The 18,590-nt window shown below is 67.0% G+C and carries 20 protein-coding genes and 1 pseudogene; 6 read left to right on the forward strand and 15 right to left on the reverse strand.

Annotated elements, in window-relative coordinates:
- Positions 1-46 precede the first annotated feature (46 nt).
- The 4 genes and pseudogenes from ACFY2X_RS35845 to ACFY2X_RS35860 all read left to right on the forward strand — a co-directional run bounded on the left by ACFY2X_RS35845 (position 47) and on the right by ACFY2X_RS35860 (position 2,757).
- The gene (locus ACFY2X_RS35845) at positions 47-631 is read left to right on the forward strand and encodes a hypothetical protein (RefSeq protein WP_389947404.1); all 585 of its coding nucleotides are present in this window, start codon (positions 47-49) and stop codon (positions 629-631) included.
- 135 nt (positions 632-766) lie between these two features.
- Positions 767-1,150, forward strand: a complete 384-nt coding sequence (locus ACFY2X_RS35850; RefSeq protein ID WP_389947405.1) for a hypothetical protein — start codon at positions 767-769, stop codon at positions 1,148-1,150.
- Between the two features lie 91 nt (positions 1,151-1,241).
- A pseudogene (locus tag ACFY2X_RS35855) lies at positions 1,242-2,115 on the forward strand (IS5 family transposase).
- A 75-nt stretch (positions 2,116-2,190) separates the two neighbouring features.
- A complete protein-coding gene (locus ACFY2X_RS35860) occupies positions 2,191-2,757 on the forward strand; it encodes a DUF4291 domain-containing protein (RefSeq protein ID WP_389947407.1) in 567 nt (188 codons plus the stop codon).
- 116 nt (positions 2,758-2,873) lie between these two features.
- Here the strand turns inward: ACFY2X_RS35860 and ACFY2X_RS35865 are convergent, their stop codons facing one another.
- From ACFY2X_RS35865 to ACFY2X_RS35880, 4 genes are all read right to left on the reverse strand, one after another.
- Positions 2,874-3,413 (reverse strand): GNAT family N-acetyltransferase, encoded by a 540-nt coding sequence (locus ACFY2X_RS35865; protein ID WP_389947409.1) that lies wholly within the window; start codon positions 3,411-3,413, stop codon positions 2,874-2,876.
- Positions 3,414-3,850: 437 nt separating this feature from the next.
- Entirely contained in the window at positions 3,851-4,543 is a 693-nt protein-coding gene (locus ACFY2X_RS35870; protein ID WP_389947411.1) for a hypothetical protein, read from the reverse strand.
- Positions 4,544-5,662: 1,119 nt separating this feature from the next.
- The gene (locus ACFY2X_RS35875) at positions 5,663-6,013 is read right to left on the reverse strand and encodes a DUF4240 domain-containing protein (RefSeq protein WP_389947413.1); all 351 of its coding nucleotides are present in this window, start codon (positions 6,011-6,013) and stop codon (positions 5,663-5,665) included.
- Positions 6,014-6,178: 165 nt separating this feature from the next.
- Positions 6,179-7,342 (reverse strand): acyl-CoA dehydrogenase family protein, encoded by a 1,164-nt coding sequence (locus tag ACFY2X_RS35880; RefSeq protein WP_389947415.1) that lies wholly within the window; start codon positions 7,340-7,342, stop codon positions 6,179-6,181.
- A gap of 166 nt (positions 7,343-7,508) precedes the next feature.
- On the opposite strand from ACFY2X_RS35880, the gene ACFY2X_RS35885 reads away from it, so the two are divergent.
- Positions 7,509-8,810, forward strand: coding sequence for a UDP-glucose dehydrogenase family protein (locus tag ACFY2X_RS35885; RefSeq protein ID WP_389947526.1), 1,302 nt, complete (start codon positions 7,509-7,511; stop codon positions 8,808-8,810).
- A 176-nt stretch (positions 8,811-8,986) separates the two neighbouring features.
- Here the strand turns inward: ACFY2X_RS35885 and ACFY2X_RS35890 are convergent, their stop codons facing one another.
- From ACFY2X_RS35890 to ACFY2X_RS35910, 5 genes are all read right to left on the reverse strand, one after another.
- Positions 8,987-9,223: a DUF397 domain-containing protein gene (locus ACFY2X_RS35890; RefSeq protein ID WP_389947417.1), complete on the reverse strand. Its 237-nt coding sequence runs from the start codon at positions 9,221-9,223 to the stop codon at positions 8,987-8,989.
- Positions 9,208-10,035 carry a helix-turn-helix transcriptional regulator gene (locus ACFY2X_RS35895; protein WP_389947418.1) on the reverse strand — a complete coding sequence of 276 codons (828 nt, stop codon included), beginning with the start codon at positions 10,033-10,035 and terminating at the stop codon, positions 9,208-9,210. Before ACFY2X_RS35895 ends, ACFY2X_RS35890 begins: the two co-directional genes overlap by 16 nt.
- A 187-nt stretch (positions 10,036-10,222) precedes the next feature.
- A complete protein-coding gene (gene purE, locus ACFY2X_RS35900; protein ID WP_389947419.1) occupies positions 10,223-10,723 on the reverse strand; it encodes a 5-(carboxyamino)imidazole ribonucleotide mutase in 501 nt (166 codons plus the stop codon).
- 67 nt (positions 10,724-10,790) lie between these two features.
- Positions 10,791-11,948, reverse strand: a complete 1,158-nt coding sequence (locus ACFY2X_RS35905; protein WP_389947421.1) for a 5-(carboxyamino)imidazole ribonucleotide synthase — start codon at positions 11,946-11,948, stop codon at positions 10,791-10,793.
- Between the two features lie 206 nt (positions 11,949-12,154).
- The gene (locus ACFY2X_RS35910; protein WP_389947423.1) at positions 12,155-13,105 is read right to left on the reverse strand and encodes a hypothetical protein; all 951 of its coding nucleotides are present in this window, start codon (positions 13,103-13,105) and stop codon (positions 12,155-12,157) included.
- Between the two features lie 293 nt (positions 13,106-13,398).
- Here ACFY2X_RS35910 and ACFY2X_RS35915 point away from each other — a divergent pair, with 293 nt between their 5' ends.
- The gene (locus ACFY2X_RS35915) at positions 13,399-13,878 is read left to right on the forward strand and encodes a GtrA family protein (protein WP_389947425.1); all 480 of its coding nucleotides are present in this window, start codon (positions 13,399-13,401) and stop codon (positions 13,876-13,878) included.
- Here the strand turns inward: ACFY2X_RS35915 and ACFY2X_RS35920 are convergent.
- From ACFY2X_RS35920 to ACFY2X_RS35945, 6 genes are all read right to left on the reverse strand, one after another.
- Positions 13,862-15,139: an ATP-binding protein gene (locus ACFY2X_RS35920; RefSeq protein ID WP_389947426.1), complete on the reverse strand. Its 1,278-nt coding sequence runs from the start codon at positions 15,137-15,139 to the stop codon at positions 13,862-13,864. The two genes, ACFY2X_RS35915 and ACFY2X_RS35920, sit on opposite strands and share 17 nt — an antisense overlap.
- Positions 15,140-15,142: 3 nt before the next feature.
- Positions 15,143-15,811: a response regulator transcription factor gene (locus ACFY2X_RS35925; protein WP_012888073.1), complete on the reverse strand. Its 669-nt coding sequence runs from the start codon at positions 15,809-15,811 to the stop codon at positions 15,143-15,145.
- Positions 15,812-16,060: 249 nt separating this feature from the next.
- Positions 16,061-16,543 carry a bacterioferritin gene (gene bfr, locus ACFY2X_RS35930; RefSeq protein ID WP_389947428.1) on the reverse strand — a complete coding sequence of 161 codons (483 nt, stop codon included), beginning with the start codon at positions 16,541-16,543 and terminating at the stop codon, positions 16,061-16,063.
- Positions 16,544-16,558: 15 nt separating this feature from the next.
- The gene (locus tag ACFY2X_RS35935; RefSeq protein ID WP_389947527.1) at positions 16,559-16,738 is read right to left on the reverse strand and encodes a bacterioferritin-associated ferredoxin; all 180 of its coding nucleotides are present in this window, start codon (positions 16,736-16,738) and stop codon (positions 16,559-16,561) included.
- A 145-nt stretch (positions 16,739-16,883) separates the two neighbouring features.
- Entirely contained in the window at positions 16,884-17,501 is a 618-nt protein-coding gene (locus ACFY2X_RS35940) for an MBL fold metallo-hydrolase (RefSeq protein WP_389947430.1), read from the reverse strand.
- Positions 17,498-18,583, reverse strand: a complete 1,086-nt coding sequence (locus tag ACFY2X_RS35945) for an S-(hydroxymethyl)mycothiol dehydrogenase (protein ID WP_389947432.1) — start codon at positions 18,581-18,583, stop codon at positions 17,498-17,500. Before ACFY2X_RS35945 ends, ACFY2X_RS35940 begins: the two co-directional genes overlap by 4 nt.
- Positions 18,584-18,590 lie beyond the last annotated feature (7 nt).

Consider the following 18,590-nt stretch of genomic DNA (forward strand, 5'->3'; position numbering starts at 1 on the left):
AGGGTTGGGCCGTGATGGGTGTCGCGCCAGGGCTGAGGAGGTCGCCATGTTGTTCGGGTCGCGGACCGGATTCGGTTTGGAGTTCCACGTCGAACAGGACCCGGGGCTGCTGTGCGTCGACGTCTTCGTCGGAGGGCTCCATGTGAACACGTGGGACAACGCGTTCTATCCGCCACTACTGGTCAAGAAGCTCAAGGACGAGCTCAGCCGCTTTCGCACGCCGACTGCGCCGCCGGTGGGGTTCACCTCGCCGTCTGAGTCCTTCCGCATTGCCGAGAGCTGGATGTACGACGACGCCAGCACCGGGGCCTCACCTGGGGCCGAGGCGGCACTCGCACGGTATGTGTTCCTGGAGTGGGGGGAGTGCACCGACGAGGTGACAGCGTTCGCGTTCCCTGACGGGGACCGGGTGCACCTCGCCTGTCGGGTACGCGATGGAGGCGGTCCTGCCTGGGGCACCGAAGCCCGGCGTGAGCCAACGGTGGTGTCGGTGAGCCGGACGTTGCTCGTCGAGACGCTGGAGGGCGGCCTCGTCATCGCCGAACGCGAGTGGTCTGCCCGGCTCGCCGCCATCAAGGCCCGCAGTGACACATGTGACGGTGAGGACGTGTCCAGCATGCGTTCTCCGTAGTACTTCAGCCGTAGATCGTGATCATGTTGGGGCCGCCGTCGGCCGGTTGTAGTGGTTTGCTTGGGAGCGGTCCTGGTGGGAGTGGCTGTGCCGCCGCTTGTCAGGGCGGCCGGAGTCTGTTGGGAGGGGTGCAGGGTGGCGGGGTCGGTTTCGAGGCCGGCGGCGGCAACGCCGGACGATGTGATGCGGGCGCGGGCCGAGACGGCGATGAGCCTTCCAGCTCCGCTGGTGGCACTGTGGAGCGTGAGGGACGGCCTTCACACAGAATCCGGTGTCGCGGTGTACTCGGCAGGGGACATCGGTGAACGCAACGCCACTTACGAAGTCGCGCAGTATGCACCAGGATTCCTCCTCGTCGGCGATGACAGTGGTGGCCGCGGATTCCTCCTGCGTGCCGATGCCCCGGACTCCGCCGTGTTCTCCTCCGGCCTGGGCGATCTGGAGCCTGCGGACTTCGACGTCGTGTCCGCGGACTTCGCGTCCTGGATCGAATCGCTTGGTCCTGCCCCTTCCTGCTGACAAAGGGCATTCTCGGGTTCGCTTACCGGCGTGGGCTGAACGAGTCAGCGTGTGTCGAAAGTGGATCTTGGCCGTGGGAAGATCACGGTTTGTGGCGCGTGGGGATCTGACGGACGAGCAGTGGGCGGTGCTGGGGCCGCTGTTGTCAAAGAACAAGAAGCCCGGTCGGCCGCCGGTATGGCCTCGGCGGCATTGATCGACGGCATACGGTTCCGGGTCCGCACCGGCATCCCGTGGCGGGACATGCCTGAGGAGTATGAGCCGTGGGGTCGGGTGTACGACTTGTTCCGGCGCTGGCAGCGGGACGGCACTTGGCATCGCATTTTCGAGCAGCTTCAGGCCCGTGCAGACGCTAAGGATCTGATCACCTGGGACATCGACATCGACTCCACGGTATGCCGAGCCCACCAACACGCTGCCGGAGCGCGAAAAAGGGGGACCTGCAGAAGGAGCCGCCCGGCGGGGTCGCCGTCGAACCGGACGATCATGGGCTTGGGCGCTCGCGCGGCGGCCTGACCACCGAACTGCACTTGGCTGTCGAGCAGGGCCAGAAGCCAATGTCGATCGTGATCACGGCCGGGCTGCGTGGCGACGCCCCGCAGTCCGAGGCCGTTCTGGGCCGTATCCGGGCGCCCCGCCTCGGGCCCGGCCGACCGCGCACCCGGCCCGGGCGGGTGCGTGCCGACAAGGCATACACTTCCCGTAAGAACCGTGCTTACCTGCGCCGACGCGGCATCCGCTGCACGATTCCGGACAAGGCCGACCAGGCCCGCAACCGCAAGAAACTCGGATCCAGGGGCGGTCGTCCGCCGAAGTTCGATCCGGAGGATTACAAGGCTCGGCAGGCGGTGGAGTGCGGCATCAACCGCCTCAAAAGGCACCGTGCCGTGGCCACCAGATACGACAAGCTCGCGGTCCGCTACGAGGCGACCGTCCTCGTAGCAGCCATCAACGAGTGGCTATGACCAGCACATTCGCTTCGGCCGAGGGCGGGGAAAAAGCTTCGCGATGCGAGTGCACCGGATGGCAGGGTGCAACGCATGGCACCCCAGTACCAGATTCGCGCAGACTACGATGCTGACACGATCGTGGTCTACCAGGCATACGCGCCTGCCATAGCCGACGCAGCGCTGCGAGCGGGCCGCTTCGTTGCGCCGTTCTCATTCCACAGGATGACATGGATCAAGCCCTCATTCCTGTGGCTCATGCATCGCAGCAACTGGGCCCGCAAACCCGGTCAAGAGCGCGTTCTCGCAGTGCGGATAACCCGGCAGGGCTGGGAGGAAGCTCTGTCCCAGGCCGTGCTCACGACCGCGGATCCGGCAGCTGTGACCCAGGCAGCCGTACATGTCCAGTGGGACCCGGAACGCTCGTTGCGCGGAGCGGCACTGAACCACTACAGCATCCAGGTCGGCATCGGCCGCAATCTGATCCGCACATTCACCGACGACTGGATCGTCAGCCTCACCGACCTCACCCCCCAGGTCCGCAAGGCCGCGGTATTGACACAAACCGGGCACGCTACCCAAGCCCAGCGGCTATTCCCCGCAGAGCGGGTGTATCCACTGCCACGGACGCTGGAAAGCCTCCTTTCCCCGGGTAGATGACGGCCGACTGGCGAGGGATAGGTTGCCCGCGCCTGAGGCACTACGAGTCCTTTCGCAACAGGCCTTAATAGGGTGCTCTTCGAGGAGTGGATCGCGGCCGGGGCTCACGTCCGTCTCTATCTCGGGTCGAGTACGCGCGTCATCCAGATCGTGTTGCCGCGTTCGGCGTCCTCGGTGATGCGGTCGCTTCGGTGGAAATCGAGCTTCTCGAGGACGCGGAACGAGGGTGCGTTCCACTCCCGCACGGTCGCCCAGAGCCGTCGACGTCCTGTTCGAGTCGCGGCTTCGATGACCGCACGGGCGGCTTCTGTCGCGTAACCATGGCCGTGAGCTCGTTGTGCCAGCTCGTACGCGATCTCAGGTTCGTCGAGAGATCCCTGGCCGACAGTCAATCCGCAGTATCCAATGAACTCACCGGTGTCTCGCAGCTCGATCGGCAGCAACCCGAGCCCTGGATCCGCCGCCAGCGGATTGTTGAGGAGCCAGCCGCGGATGTCCTCGACCGTCGGGCGTCCCTCGGCGTCGATCCGCCGTACCGCTCGTGGATCGCGCTCAAGCCATAACCCGCGGTACTCCTCGGCATCCGACGGCACCCACCGCCGTAACCGCAGCCGCTCGGTCACCAGTTCCGCCGGTAGATCCCCATAGGTCCCCACCCGTCCAACCTAACCCGGTGCTGACCAAGAGACGAAAAAGCGCCATCGTCGCCATCGGTAATTCCGTGCTGACCGTCATCTGGCACCTGCTGTCGAACCCTGAGGCTCGCTTCATCGACCTTGGGCCCGACTTCTATCAATCCCGCCTGGCCAGCGCCGTGAACGTGACCTGGTCCGCCAGCTCGAACACCTCACCGGCAAGAAGGCCACCCTGCGACCAGCCGCCTGACCCAGCCGGCTCTGCGAAACCAGTTCCGAAATCACCGGTCGATGTTCGCTGCCGCCTGCCCACTAATTCACCGATTTTCGAGCCAGGCGGAGCACTCACCCTGTTTGCTGGGTTCCACCCAAGGTCAGATGGGTGTTGTACGGCTGCCGCAATGCGCCACTGGTGGCCGACATCGCTGTCACCGTCGCTGTCAGTTGCCGTCGACACCTCACCTTGAGCAAGGCTGTGCCGCGATGCGAGCCAGGTCCACAACGACGAACCGGTTCTGGGTGGTTCGCCAGTACACGATAGGGCCGTCCGGCGCGTGAGATCCCATCTTGATCACATTCCACGGCATCTCAGCCTTCAATAGCTTGGAGGACCCGAGAAATGCGTTCTGACGAGTGCAGACGTCGTAGAGCTGGATGATCGGCCCTAAAGCCGATCCGCCCCAGGTCCTGGGAATGGAGTCGTCACCGATGACGGTGGGCATGCCGAGGAACACAAGCCGATTGTGGATCGGTGGCCTGAATCGGAGCGCATCCCCTGGTACCGAATGACGATTGGCACCGTTAATCTGCAGCATCGTCGCCTGCGTAACCTTCCACAGCTCTCGCCGCTCCTCCCCCACACACCAGGCAGGCCCGCACGCGAGGCTACTGAGGTCGTCCGCCCCGGCAACCCTGATCTCCTGACCGGTGTCTAGATTGACCACTGTCCGCTCGCCCTCGTCGTACGCCCACGGCCACGTGCTCACCTGGACGCTTCCATCCGGAAGGATCTGCTCAGGATGCCCGCCAACGAGCGGAACCTTCCAAATGTCACCGCGATATCCCCCCCAAACTGCGACATCTCCGATGATCTGAAACCCATCGATATAGGCTTTCTCGGCCTGAACGTTTTCGGGCAGGCGCGCGACCATACGCATCGCTCCACCCGTTCGAGGCATGGCCCACAGTTCATAATGCCGCTTCCCACCATAGGAGGCACCAGGGGCATAACCTCTAACGATTATGGCTACCTGGTCGGCGCCGATAGCAGTTGCTTGGACATCGAAGCATCCTCCGCATGAGGCCCACTCGGGCGCCCGTGTCAGGAGACGCTGATTCTTAGTCCGCGTATTGAAGCTGAGGAACGCAGGACGACGCTTGTCGTCCATCAGGAGTATCTCGTCTCGGCTGAGCGCTCCAATCGGCCACAGCCAGGTGCCATCCTTAAGCTCAGCAGGCACCATGCTGACCGCTTCAGGCCAAACCTCCGTGACAGGTGCCAGGGCCGGCAACGCGGGGAGATGATCAGGTCGCTTAGGCATCTCTCCTTCCCCGTGGGACTTCCAAGAAATACCCAACACAATCAGAAGCAATAGCACCGCTGCTGCGCGCAGCATTGCGCCAGAATCAATCTGATGTCTCACCTAACGCAACCCTCGACGCCCACTCCCGACCCCATTTCAAGATTACAAATGCCTCAAAGGATAGACGGGCTCAGGCTGCCGAGTAAACCGCTCGCTTTCTCCTGATCACCTCGTATGCCGTCGACTTACCGCGGAGCGGCAGCGGGCCGGTTCCGGAGTGTCAAGCCCGGCTTCGCGTGCACCTTGGCCGGTCGCCGTTCCTCGGTCATCTGTTGTCCTGCCTGTACAGCCGGGCTTGCTGCGGAGGGGCCGGCCTGCTGGGCTCGCCTGGGTCGATGGTTGCGACGTGATCAGGATTCCACCTCAGCCACTCCACCGGTTCAGCCCGCACGTGGCGATCACCTCGGGGCCGGAGATCCCCGTCGGAGGCATGCCCTGACGATCACGAGCCGTGGTCCGTACGTCGGCCGACTGGCCGTGCCCAGTGATGAGCTTCGACGGCTACGGATGGCTCATCGTGGTGGTTCAGCGCGTGGGCGGCGCGGGCCGCGACCGGCCGGAGACCTCTTCGACGTGACGGATGCCGGCCAGGCGCCGCTTGGCCTCACGATCGAGCGGGGGTTCGGGTTCGACATGGATGATCTCCGTAGTGGCCGGAGACCCAGGTGTCAACGATGATCGTCAGTTTTATAGCCTCGTGCGGCGCAGCTTGAGCACGTGGAGGACCTGAGACAGTTCGATCACCCTGTCCGGGCACTCTGTCACCCGCTCGAACGCCTCGCGTCCCAAGCTCATGAGCCAGTACACGAAGTATTCGAAACCATCGGTCGACCCCATGCCGAAGACGGACCAGTACGCCGCGTACATGTCCCAGGTGCAGCCCTGGTTCGCGGCGGAGGTCGACCACGTCTCAAAGTCGACGATCTCTTCGGCCGAGCACCGCGAGAGCTCCCCGTCCAGCCAGGCCAGGCGCCCGTCCTTGGTGTCGGCCTCCCGGCCGGACCGCTCGATCAGCTCCCAGAAGGCATCCGCGTCCATGAGGCGTGATCGTGGCATGCACGATCATCCGCGTATAGATCACGACCGTCCTGGTTCATGACTTGCGGAACTCTCACGGAACAGAGCCTCTCCGAAGATCCACCCGGTATGGGCGAGCCCCGGCCCGGGAGCCTCGTCCGGACCGGGTTTCCGCTGTTCAGAGCCCTACTTGAGCAGCTGGCGGGCCATGACCATGCGCTGGATCTGGTTGGTGCCCTCGTAGATCTGGGTGATCTTGGCGTCGCGCATCATGCGCTCGACCGGGTAGTCGCTGGTGTAGCCGTACCCGCCGAGGAGCTGGACGGCGTCGGTGGTGATCTCCATGGCCGCGTCGGAGGCGGCGCACTTGGCGGCGCTGGAGAAGAACGTGAGGTCCCGCTGCGGTTCGCCGTGCATGGCCAGCTCGGACTTGGCGGCGGCGGCGTAGGTGAGCTGCCGGGCCGCCTCCAGCTTCATCGCCATGTCGGCGAGCATGAACTGGACACCCTGGAACTCGGCGATGGCCTTGCCGAACTGCTTGCGCTCCTTGACGTAGCCCACTGCGTAGTCCAGCGCGCCCTGGGCGATGCCGAGCGCCTGGGCGGCGATCGTGATGCGCGTGTGGTCCAAGGTGGCCAGGGCGGTCTTGAAGCCGGTGCCGGGCTCGCCGATCATCCGGGAGGCCGGGATGCGGACGTTCTCCATGATGACCTGGCGGGTCGGAGAACCCTTGATGCCGAGCTTCTTCTCCTTCGGGCCGAAGCTGACGCCCTCGTCGTCCTTCTCCACGACGAACGCGGAGATGCCCCTGGCACCGGCACCGGGCTCGGTCACGGCCATCACCGTGTAGTACTCCGACACCCCGGCGTTGGTGATCCACATCTTGGCGCCGTTGAGCACGTAGTGGTCGCCGTCGGCCACCGCGCGGGTCTTCATCGAGGCGGCGTCGCTGCCCGCTTCCGCCTCGGACAGCGCGTAGGAGAACATCGCCTCACCTCGCGCGACCGGTGCGAGGTAGCGCTGCTTGAGCTCCTCCGAGGCCGACAGCAGCAGCGGGACGGTGCCGAGCTTGTTGACCGCGGGGATCAGCGACGACGAGGCACAGGCCCGCGCCACCTCCTCGATGACGATGACGGTCGCGAGGGCGTCCGCTCCCGCTCCGCCATACGTTTCGGGAACGTGAACGGCATGCAGCTCCGCGGCGACGAGTGCCTTGTAGACGTCCCAGGGGAACTCCCCCGTTTCGTCGGCCTCGGCGGCACGAGGGGTGATTTTCTCGTCGGCAAGGGCACGAACGGTCTCCCGGAGCATCTCGTGCTCTTCGGGCAGCGCGTAGAGAGGGAAGCTCATGGGCAAATAGTAGGACGTCCAACAAAGTGTGGACCGATCCCTCCCCTGTGATATGTATCGCTGCCTGTTTGTCCAGGTGGAAAAGCGCAGCCGTGGGATGCCGATACCCTGACGACACAGAATTTGGGCAGAACCGAAAGGAACGCCAGTGACCTACCGCCTGACGATGGTGGGAACCGGATACCTGGGTGCGACCACGTCCGCGTGCATGGCCGAACTCGGCTTCGACGTCCTGGGCGTCGACGTGGACGCGGAAAAGATCGCCCGGCTCCAAGCCGGAGACCTGCCCATCTACGAACCCGGCCTGCAAGACCTTCTACGCCGCAACCTCGCCAACGGCCGCCTGCGCTTCACCACCTCCTATGAGGAGGCCGCCGCGTTCGGCGACGTCCACTTCCTCTGCCTGGGCACCCCCCAGAAACCCGGTGAATACGGCGCCGACGTCTCCCACCTCGACGCCGCGATCGAAGCCCTGGCCCCCCACCTGAACCGCGAATGCCTGGTGGTCGGCAAGTCCACCGTCCCGGTCGGCACCGCCGCCCGCCTGGCCGACAAACTCACCCGCCTGGCCCCCGTCGGCCCCGCCGCCGAACTCGCCTGGAACCCCGAATTCCTCCGCGAAGGCTTCGCCGTCGCCGACACCCTGCACCCCGACCGGATCGTCCTCGGCACCGCCTCCGAAAAAGCCGAAAAAATCATGCGGGAGGTCTACGCCTCCATGCTTGAGGCCGGCACCCCCCTGATCGTCACCGACTACCCCACCGCCGAACTCGTCAAGGTCGCCGCCAACGCCTTCCTCGCCACCAAGATCTCCTTCATCAACGCCATGGCCGAGGTCTGCGAGGCCGCCCACGCCGACGTCAAACAACTCTCCCTGGCCCTGTCCTTCGACGACCGCATCGGCGGCAAGTTCCTCAACCCCGGCCTGGGCTTCGGCGGCGGCTGCCTGCCCAAGGACATCCGCGCGTTCATGGCCCGCGCCGGAGAACTCGGCGCCGACCAGGCCCTGACCTTCCTGCGCGAGGTCGACGCGATCAACATGCGCCGCCGGGCCCGCATGGTCGACCTGGCCCGCGACCTGGTCGGCGGATCCTTCCACGGATGCACCGTCGCGGTGCTGGGCGCGGCGTTCAAACCCAACTCCGACGACATCCGCGACTCCCCCGCCCTGGACGTGGCGGCAACCATCGGCCGCCAGGGCGGCCAGGTCACCGTCTACGACCCCGCCGCCCAGGACAACGCCCGCCGCGCCCACCCGGAGCTGGCCTACGGCACCTCGGCGCTGGAGGCCGCCCACGGCGCGCACGTGGTGCTGCTGCTGACCGAATGGCAGGAGTTCGTCACCCTGGACCCCGAGACCCTGGGCTCCGTGGTCGCCTCCCGCAAGATCGTCGACGGCCGCAACGCCCTGGACGCCGAGACCTGGCGAGCCGCCGGCTGGCACTACCGCGCCCTCGGCCGGCCCTGACCGGCGGGGAACGGCCCGCCTCTCTCCTTGGACGGGTCTTCTCCTCAGGCTCACCCTTAGCCGTATGGCCCAGGCCCGCCCTTAGCCGTACGGCCCAGGCCCGCCCTTGGCCGTACAGCGGGTCTCGTCCCCGCTCCGTACGGCGGGCCCCGTCTCCGGCGGGGCCCGCCGTACGGTCAGGTGTCGAACTCGCCCAGTTTCACCCCTCCGACGAAGGCCTCCCACTCGGATCGGGTGAAGAAGAGTTTGGGCCCGTCGGGGTTTTTGGAATCACGCAGCACGTAGAGGGGACCGAGGCCGGCCTTGTGCCCCCCTTCGGGGGCGTCCACCATCGCCACCTCGACGCAGTCGCCGCCGTTGTCACCGCTGGGTGACGCCTTGTGCCAAACGGCCTTGCTCAGGTCTGGGTCCATGTCGCCATCACCTTCGTCATCAGCTCGATGCTCGCTCGCGCGGGCAGGGCCTCCGAGCGGAGCTCTTCATAACGCGTGCAGATCTCCGCCACGTCGCGAGGATGGTCGGTGACACGCCCTTCGACGGCGCAGTCCGCATACACAGTATCCGGCCCACCCTCGATGCTCGCTATGGCAAAGGCTCCGCTCAGGCCGGCCGTGACGGTGACATCTCCGGGCAGGACCTGGATCGAGACGTGACGGTTCTCCGTCGCCGCCAGGATGGCCGCGATCTGGCCGCGCATGATCTGGGGGCTGCCGATCCGGCGGTGGAGCACGCTCTCGTCGATCACCGCCCACAGCATGGGCGGACGGGCGCCGTGCAGCAGGCTCTGACGCTCGATCCGCCCGTCCAGCAGTTCCTCCACCCGCTCCTCCGCCGTCCCCCGCCTTCCCCTCAGGAGGGCGCGGGCGTAGTCGGGGGTCTGCAGCAGGCCGGGGAACACCAGTGGTTGCCAGCTCTTGAGGGTGTGGGCCTCACGCTCGACCTTCACCCACGGGCGAAACCACGAGGGATAGGCCGCCTGGTTGAGCAGGGGCCAGACGCGCATGAGTATCCCGCCGGTGTTCAGCATCCGGTCGCATCGCTCGGCGAAGTCGCGAGACGGGCTGCGCTTGGCGGCCTCCACCATGCCGATCATGGCGGTGGAGTAGGAGATCGCCTCGCCGAGCTTTTCCTGGGTCCAGCCGGCCTGGTCGCGCAGACGACGAAGCTCCGCGGCGAAGAATCCGAGCGGGCTGGACCCGCCGTCGAGCTCACGCGAGGGGGGCATCATGGTCTCCTGTCTCACGCCGGGATCGCACCGCAATCAGTCAAGATCGCGGCCGCAAAGTTGTAATCAACTTTTTACGTACGGTAATCGCCGCCTGTCAACGACGAAAGCGCATCCCTCAAAAAGCCTTGAGACGAGAGCGACGGCCGGGTCCGCGCACCGGGCGGCCCGAGCCTGCCCCCTCCGGTCAGCCCAGGTCGGCGGCCTCGGCGCGGAGCTTGGCACCCTTGGCGTGGGCCTGCTCCTTCAGGGTCGCCTGGAACTCCTCCATCTTGACCCGCAGGTCCTTGTCGGTGGTGGCGAGAATGCGTACGGCCAGCAGCCCGGCGTTGCGGGCGCCACCGATGGCGACGGTCGCGACCGGGACCCCGGCGGGCATCTGGACGATCGAGAGCAGGGAGTCCATGCCGTCGAGATACTTCAGGGGGACGGGGACGCCGATCACCGGTAGCGGGGTCACCGAGGCGAGCATGCCGGGCAGATGCGCGGCTCCTCCGGCCCCCGCGATGATCACCTTCAGACCGCGTCCGGCCGCCTGCGCGCCGTACGCGATCATCTCTTCGGGCATGCGGTGCGCCGAGACCACATCGGCCTCGAACTCCACCCCGAACTCGGCGAGCGCCTCGGCGGCGAGCTTCATCACCGGCCAGTCGGAGTCGCTGCCCATGACGATGCCAACGGTGGTCATGCGTTCTCCTCGCCTCGCGGTCCGCCGACCGTGTTCACAGTGGTGACGTGCCTGCCGATCCGCTCGCTCACGTGTAGACGCCCTCGGAGAGGTAGACGGCGGCGTGCCGGGCCCGGGCCCGGACCTCGTCCAGGTCGGTGCCCAGGGCGGTGACGTGGCCGATCTTACGGCCGGGCCGTACTCCCTTGCCGTAGAAGTGGATCTTGATTCCCGGGTCGTGGGCCATCACGTGTTCGTAGCGGGAGAAGATGTCCGGGTCGTCGCCGCCCAGAAGGTTGGCCATCACCACGACGGGGGCGGCCAGGGACGGTGAGCCCAGCGGGAGGTCGAGCACGGCACGCAGGTGCTGCTCGAACTGGGAGGTGCGAGCGCCGTCGATGGTCCAGTGGCCGCTGTTGTGGGGGCGCATGGCCAGCTCGTTCACCACGAGACCGGAGGCGGTGGCGAACATCTCCACGGCCAGCAGCCCCGTCACGCCCAGCTCGTGTGCGATCTTCAGGGCGATCCGCTGGGCCATCGCGGCCTGCTCGGGGTCGAGCCCGGGCGCCGGGGCGAGCACCTCCACGCAGATCCCGTCGCGCTGGACGGTCTCCACGACTGGGTAGCTGACACCCTGCCCGTGCGGCGACCGGGCGACCAGGACGGCCAGCTCGCGCTCGAACGGCACGAACGCCTCGGCCATCAGCGGCACCCCGCTGGCCAGCACCTCCGCCGCGTCCTCGGCGGACCGGCAGACCCAGACGCCGCGACCGTCGTAGCCGCCGCGGACGGCCTTGAGCACGACCGGCCAGCCGTTCTCCTCGGCGAACTCCTCGACGTCGGCGGCCGTGACGATCCGCCGCCAGGGCGGGCACGGGGCGCCGATCGCGGTCAGCCTCTCGCGCATCACCGCCTTGTCCTGGGCGTGGACGAGGGCGTCGGCACCGGGGTGTACGGCGAAGCCGTCCTCGGCCAGCGCGCGGATGTGCTCCGTGGGCACGTGTTCGTGGTCGAAGGTGAGCGCGTCGCATCCCTTGGCGAAGTCGCGCAGGTCCGCCAGGTTCCGGTAGTCACCCAGACGGACATCGGAGATCACCCGGGACGCGCTCTCGTCCGGCGAGTTGGCCAGCACCCGGAGGTCTATCCCGAGGGCGATCGCCGCCTGTTGGGTCATCCGGGCCAGCTGGCCCGCTCCGATAATGCCGACGACGGGTCCAATGGGACTGGCGGAGGAAGTGCTGCTCACGACGGTTGAGTTTACCGGCCCTCAATACGACGTCAGGCGGGGGGCGAGGCGGCCGAGACGGCAGGTCACGGGCGGCAGGGCGGGACACCGGGCGGACGGGAAGCAGGTGGCGAAGCAGGACACGGGTCTGCGGATGGGCCGCAGGACACCGGGCGGACGGGAAGCAGGTGGCGAAGCAGGACACGGGTCTGCGGATGGGCCGCGGGTCAGCGGGCGGTGAGGGTCGCGAGCGAGTCGCGCATGGCGACCGTGGACAGCGCGGCACCCGCGGCACCGCCGGTGACCTTGGTGGCGAGGAGCACGATCTCGGTGCCGGTGAGCTCGGCGGCCCTGCTTCTTCCGGTGAAACCGCGCAGCTCATCCTCGCCGTAGATCGGGTGGGCCAGCGAAGGGCGCCCGGGGCCGGCCTTCTGCCGGTATTCGATCTCCAGGCCGTGGATGACCAGCGCCTCCCCGCCGGGCAGGAGCAGCGCCCGCTGCGGGCCGACGAGCAGCCGGACGTCGGCGGTGAGGCGGTCGGGCCGCGCCGCCCGCGGCCGCCGGACCAGCGTGTCGAAGACCTCCCTGATGGCGTCCCCCTTGGGGAAGGTCACCCCGCTCACTCCGGCGGGGTCGGTCAGGTAGGTCAGGTAGCGCTGTGGCACCAGGCGGGCCCTGACCCCGATGGCGGGGTCGCCGGTGGGCGCCGTCCCCTCGGCGAGCCCGCGCGGCTCGCCCCTCACCGGGATGGGCCCGGCGCCGAGCTTCCAGCGGCCGTCCTCGTGGACGAACAGGAAGTAGGCCGGGTCGGGTTTGCGGGCCAGGGCGACGAACCAGCGGTCCTCACCGGCCGTGGCCGGCAGGAAGAACTCCGCGTCGGCGTATCTCCTCCTGGCGGGGGCTGGGCGGCCGTTCCGGGTCGCCTCGCAGGCACGGCCGCCCAGCGTCTTCTCCGCCCAGGTGGTGAGCTTCTCGACCGCCGGGCAGTCCCGTTTCCTCCAGGCGTCGTCGAGCCGGTTCAGCAGCGTGAAGGCCCGGGCCGCCTCGGCGGGATCCACCGCGCGGGAGGGTGTTCTGGACGGCTTGGCCTCCCGGATCGGGACCTGCCCGCCGGTTCGCGCACCGCAACCGGCGATCGCGGACAGTCCGAGGAGCAGGGCGAGCATTCGGCGCGGCAAACGGGGTCCCGTGGTCGTGGCCGTCACGTGCGGCGATCCGTCTGGACCGATCGCAGGGGGCAGAGCTCCCCGAAAGTCCCCTGCGATCTACGGGCTCAGAGTAACCTCAGATACCCGGATTTATCCGTCACCGTGCGATATTTCTTGAAATATTCTTGGCTGACTGCTATGCACGACATCCCGTCAACCAGCAGGCGGGACGGGCGGGTATCCCGGTAGCCTGACAGGACAGTGTCCAAGGTCCCCCGAGCGGCGGATCCGCAGCCCAATCTGGAAAGGACCGTGCAGGAGACGTGCACTTCCTCCGACGCACCTACGAGCGAGTCTCCGGCCTGGTGCGTGAGCTGTCGAAGTTCGGAATCATCGGGGCGATCGCATTCGTCATCGACACCGGCGGTCTGAACTTCCTCCAGTACGGCCTGCACTGGGGGACCCTGACCTCCAAGGTCGTCGCCACGACGGTCGCGGCCACCTTCGCCTACCTGGGCAACCGCTACTGGACCTTCCGGCACCGTGAGCAGAGCGGCCTGGCCCGGGAGTATTTCCTGTTCTTCCTGCTCAACGGGATCGGGCTGCTGATCGGGCTGCTCTGCATCGGCTTCACCCGCTACACCCTGGAGCTGACCGACCCGTTGAGCATCAACATCGCCAACCTGATCGGCGTCGGCCTGGGAACACTGTTCCGGTTCTGGTCATACAAGAAGTGGGTCTTCCTGGCCGCCACCGAAGAGGTGCCCAAGGAGCTCCCCACCGAGGTCACGCCGGCCCACTGACCACCCGGTTCCTGCTGGTGTCACCGGCCTCCCGCAGGAAGAGCGCGAACACCGCCGGGCGTGGCCGTACCAGCTCCAGGCGGCCGCCGTCGGCGGCGGCCAGCGCCCGTGCGAGGGTCAGCCCCAGGCCGGTGCCGCCCGCCCCGCTCACGTTCCGCTCGAAGACGCGGGTGGCGAGGTCGTCGGTGACGCCCGGTCCCTCGTCCGCGACCTCGATCACGATGGATCTGTCCTTGTCGCTGGTGGTCACCGTCACCACGCCGCCGCCGTGCTCCAGCGAGTTCTCCAGGAGGGTGGAGATCACCTGGCTGATGCCGCCGCTGGTGCCCAACGCCTGGAGGCCCCGCGTGCCCGACAGCTTCAGTTGCCGCCCGACCCTGCGGAACGCCGGGCCCCACTCGATGAACTGCTGGTCCAGCAGGTCGTCGAGCTCGACCGGCTCGGCCTGGGCGTGCCGCTGCCGCCTGGCCGCGGCCAGCAACTCGTCGATCACCGCGGTGAGCCGCTCGGCCTGCACGATGGCGGCCTCGCCCTCCTCCTTGACGATCTCGGGCTCGTGCGCGGCCGCCACGATCTCCTCCAGCCGCATGCTCAGGCCGGTGAGCGGGGTGCGGAGCTGGTGCGAGGCGTCGGTCGCGAACTCCCGCTCCCTGGCCAGGAGATCGGAGATGCGGGTCGCGCTGCGGTCCAGCACCTCGGCCACCCTGTCGAGCTCCTGAATGCCATAGCGGTGTTTGCTCGGCCTGGCATCCCCGGAGCCGAGCCGCTCAGCGATCATCGCCAGGTCGCTGAGCGGAAGCGTCAGACGGCGCGACTGCACGATGGCGAGCCCGACCGCGACCGCGAGAGCCGCCGCGGCGAGCGCCAGGATGAGCAGGAGCCATGCCCTGACCTCCCGCTCCACCTCCGTCTTGTCCCGGCTGACCGCGACGTACACCCCGTTCTCCGACTGGGCGTCCTCGGTCATCTTGTGGTCTTCGGAGGGCTCGATGCCCACCGTCGTCACCTGGGGAGGTGTGCCCTTAGCGTAGATCTGGATGTATCGGTCAGGGTATTTGCGCTTCAGCTGCTCGGGATCGACGGGCTGGTCCTGAATCCGGGCATACTCCACTTCCCCAAGCAGGCTCTTGGCCTGGGAGGAGAGTTCCTGAGTGGCCTCTTCCTCGATCAGCCGGTTGACTGCCACGCCCAGCGGAATGCCGAGCAGCAGCACTCCGATGACCGCGACGAGGAGAGTCGAGGAAAGCAGACGGCGGCGCATCCCCTACTCGCGTTCGAACCGGAAGCCGACCCCTCGAACCGTCGTGATGTAACGCGGCTTGGCCGCATCGTCGCCGAGCTTGCGTCGCAGCCACGAGATGTGCATGTCCAGAGTCTTGGTGGAACCCCACCAGTTGGTGTCCCACACCTCGCGCATGATCTGCTCGCGGGTGACGACCTTGCCGGCGTCGCGGACCAGGACGCGCAGGAGGTCGAACTCCTTGGTTGTGAGGTGCAGCTCCTTGTCGCCCATCCACGCGCGACGGGAGTCGGCGTCGATGCGGACGCCCTGCACCACGGGCGTCTCCGACGTGCCGCGCCGCAGCAGGGCGCGGACCCGGGCGAGGAGCTCCGCCAGGCGGAAGGGTTTGGTGACGTAGTCGTCGGCTCCCGCGTCGAGGCCGACCACGGTGTCCACCTCGTCGACGCGGGCGGTGAGAATGAGGACGGGCGTGCCGTGCCCTTCGGCACGTATGCGCCTGGCCACTTCGAGGCCGTCCATCTCTGGCAGGCCCAGGTCAAGAACGATCAAGTCGATGCCACCCGACAGAGCCCGCTCCAGGGCTTGCGGGCCGTCGGGGCTCACCTCAACTTGATAGCCCTCGCGGCGCAGAGCACGCGCCAGCGGCTCGGAGATCGAGGTGTCATCCTCGGCGAGAAGTACACAGGTCATGTTGCGATCGTAGGACCTTAAGGGATCGTTTCCCGGGTACAGCGCGCGGTTTGACTCGTCATTGACTTATCCATTGACCTGGGCAAACACTGATAAATCCCGGATAGTCGTCCCGCAACGGTTCAGGACCGCGGGGTACGGCTCCCGCCTCGGAAGTCCATTGAAAGGACAGGCCTGCCAAAGATCTCCCCGACAAAACAGAACACGCCCATCCGTAAGGGACAGAGTGGGCGTGTTCGGGCGATCGGCTCAGGAAGCCGACGGCGGCTCGGCGTAGCGGGCCAGGTAGAGCTGCTCGCCAAGGGCCTCGATAAGCCCCAGCTCGGTCTCCAGGTAGTCGATGTGGTGCTCTTCGTCTTGGAGGATCTCCTCGAAGAGGCGGGCCGAGGTGTGGTCACCCTTTTCGCGCATCAGGATGATGGCGGGCCGCAGACGCGCGACGACCCCGAGCTCAAGCTCGAGGTCGGCGCGGATCTGCTCCGCGACGGTCTGGCCGATGTGGAGCGTGCCCAGCCGCTGGTAGTTGGGCAGGCCTTCGAGAAAGAGGATGCGATCCGTCAGCTTCTCCGCGTGACGCATCTCGTCGAAAGACTCCGCACGGGTGTATTCGGCGAGTTTGGTATATCCCCAGTTCTCCTGCATCTTGGCATGCAGGAAGTACTGGTTGATCGCGGTCAACTCGGAGGTGAGCTGCTCGTTGAGCAATTCGATGATCTTCTTGTCGCCCTGCATGGCGGGCACCTCGTGCTATCCGGTCGGCAGCAAATCTTCAGACCGCTTCAGGATTGCACAGATCTTGCGCACACAAGTAGCACAGTCGCTACCGGCGCCGGTGGTGTCACGGATCTGCTTCGCACTCCTCGCCCCCGCCGCGATGCAGTCATGCACCTCATTCTCGGTGACCGCGCGGCAGACACATACATACATGGCAGGGGAGAAACCTCTCAGGAGCCAGCGAAGGTTAGGCACACCTAAGATAGCTCATTCGGTAAGGCTTGCCTATGTTAGGTGGGACACACAGGCATGATTCCCCTGCCATTCCGGCGAAAATCCGGCAAAACTCGGGCGACGATCAGTGTCCCCTGGCCAGCCACTCCTCCAGATGCGGCTTCTCCACGCCGATCGTGGTGGACTCACCGTGCCCGGTGTGCACGGTCGTGTCCGGCGGCAGGACCAGCAGCCGCTCCTCGATCGACTTGATGATCGTCTCGAAGGAGGAGAAGGACCTGCCCGTCGCGCCGGGACCGCCCTTGAACAGGGTGTCGCCGGTGAAGACCACACCGAGCCCGGGGGCGTGCAGGCAGACCGCGCCCGGCGCGTGCCCCGGCGTGTGCAGCACGGTCAGCTCCACCCCGCCCGCCGAGAGCACCTGGCCGTCCTTCAACGGCGTGTACGGCGTGCCGGGGTAGACCATCTCCCACAGGACCTGGTCGGCCGGGTGGAGCAGGATCGGCGCGTTCACCCGTGCGGCGAGGTCGGCCGCCGCGTTGATGTGGTCGTTGTGCCCGTGGGTGCAGACGATCGCCCTGACCTCACGGCCGCCGATCCCCTCGGCGATGGCGCCGGCGTCGTGGGCCGCGTCGATGACGAGGACCTCGCTGTCGGAGCCGACCAGCCAGACGTTGTTGTCGACCTCCCACGTCCCGCCGTCCAGCGAGAACGTTCCCGAGGTGACGATCTTGTCGATCACAGGACCACCACCGATCGGAGAACCTCGCCGCGATGCATCTTGGCGAACGCCTCCTCGACATCGCCGATGCCGATCGTCTCGGTGACGAAACGGTCCAGGTCCAACCGTCCCTGAAGGTAGAGGTCGATGAGCATGGGGAAGTCACGGCTGGGCAGGCAGTCGCCGTACCAGGAGGACTTCAGCGCCCCGCCGCGGCCGAAGACGTCCAGCAGCGGCAGCTCCACCGTCATCTCCGGAGTGGGCACGCCGACCAGGACCACGGTTCCGGCCAGGTCACGGGCGTAGAAGGCCTGCTTGTAGGTCTCCGGGCGGCCCACCGCCTCGATCACCACGTCCGCGCCGTTGCCGTCGGTGATCTCCCGGATCGCCTCCACCGCGTCGGCGGTGCCGGAGTTGATCGTGTGAGTGGCGCCGAACTCCTTGGCCCAGGCGAGCTTGCGGTCGTCGATGTCCACCGCGATGATCTTCGTCGCGCCCGCCAGCAGGGAACCGTGGACGGCCGCGCTGCCGACGCCGCCGCAGCCGATGACGGCCACGCTGTCGCCGCGGGTCACGGCGCCGGTGTTGACGGCCGCGCCGATGCCCGCCATCACGCCACAGCCGAGCAGACCGGCCGCCGTCGCGGGAGCCTCCGGGCTGACCTTGGTGCACTGTCCCGCCGCGACCAGGGTTTTCTCGATGAAGGCACCGATGCCCAGGGCGGGGCTGAGCGGCGTGCCGTCCTCCAGCGTCATCTTCTGGGTCGCGTTGTGGGTGCTGAAGCAGTACCACGGACGGCCGCGCCGGCAGGCGCGGCAGGTGCCGCAGACCGCTCGCCAGTTCAGGATCACGTAGTCGCCGGGGGCCACCTCGGTGACGCCCTCGCCCACGGCCTCGACCACACCCGCGGCCTCGTGGCCGAGCAGGAACGGGAAGTCGTCGCTGATCCCGCCCTCCCGGTAGTGCAGGTCGGTGTGGCAGACGCCGCACGCCTGGACGTTCACCACCGCCTCCCCCGGACCGGGATCCGGCACATGGATCGTCTCCAGGGAGACGGGTTCCCCCTTGGCCCGCGCGACCACACCTTGCACGGTGTACGGCATGTTCATG

The organism is Streptosporangium sp. NPDC000396, from assembly GCF_042898655.1.
Classification (GTDB): Bacteria; Actinomycetota; Actinomycetes; order Streptosporangiales; family Streptosporangiaceae; genus Streptosporangium.

Bases quoted from the DNA above. Each gene is read 5' to 3' on its own strand.
- ACFY2X_RS35845 (WP_389947404.1), top strand. From the start codon at position 47: ATGTTGTTCGGGTCGCGGACCGGATTCGGTTTGGAGTTCCACGTCGAA.
- ACFY2X_RS35860 (WP_389947407.1), top strand. From the start codon at position 2,191: ATGGCACCCCAGTACCAGATTCGCGCAGACTACGATGCTGACACGATC.
- ACFY2X_RS35870 (WP_389947411.1), bottom strand. From the start codon at position 4,543: ATGGTCGCGCGCCTGCCCGAAAACGTTCAGGCCGAGAAAGCCTATATC.
- ACFY2X_RS35875 (WP_389947413.1), bottom strand. From the start codon at position 6,013: ATGGACGCGGATGCCTTCTGGGAGCTGATCGAGCGGTCCGGCCGGGAG.
- ACFY2X_RS35880 (WP_389947415.1), bottom strand. From the start codon at position 7,342: ATGAGCTTCCCTCTCTACGCGCTGCCCGAAGAGCACGAGATGCTCCGG.
- ACFY2X_RS35885 (WP_389947526.1), top strand. From the start codon at position 7,509: ATGGTGGGAACCGGATACCTGGGTGCGACCACGTCCGCGTGCATGGCC.
- ACFY2X_RS35890 (WP_389947417.1), bottom strand. From the start codon at position 9,223: ATGGACCCAGACCTGAGCAAGGCCGTTTGGCACAAGGCGTCACCCAGC.
- ACFY2X_RS35895 (WP_389947418.1), bottom strand. From the start codon at position 10,035: ATGCCCCCCTCGCGTGAGCTCGACGGCGGGTCCAGCCCGCTCGGATTC.
- purE (WP_389947419.1), bottom strand. From the start codon at position 10,723: ATGACCACCGTTGGCATCGTCATGGGCAGCGACTCCGACTGGCCGGTG.
- ACFY2X_RS35920 (WP_389947426.1), bottom strand. From the start codon at position 15,139: ATGCGCCGCCGTCTGCTTTCCTCGACTCTCCTCGTCGCGGTCATCGGA.
- ACFY2X_RS35925 (WP_012888073.1), bottom strand. From the start codon at position 15,811: ATGACCTGTGTACTTCTCGCCGAGGATGACACCTCGATCTCCGAGCCG.
- bfr (WP_389947428.1), bottom strand. From the start codon at position 16,543: ATGCAGGGCGACAAGAAGATCATCGAATTGCTCAACGAGCAGCTCACC.
- ACFY2X_RS35935 (WP_389947527.1), bottom strand. From the start codon at position 16,738: ATGTATGTATGTGTCTGCCGCGCGGTCACCGAGAATGAGGTGCATGAC.
- ACFY2X_RS35945 (WP_389947432.1), bottom strand. From the start codon at position 18,583: ATGCCGTACACCGTGCAAGGTGTGGTCGCGCGGGCCAAGGGGGAACCC.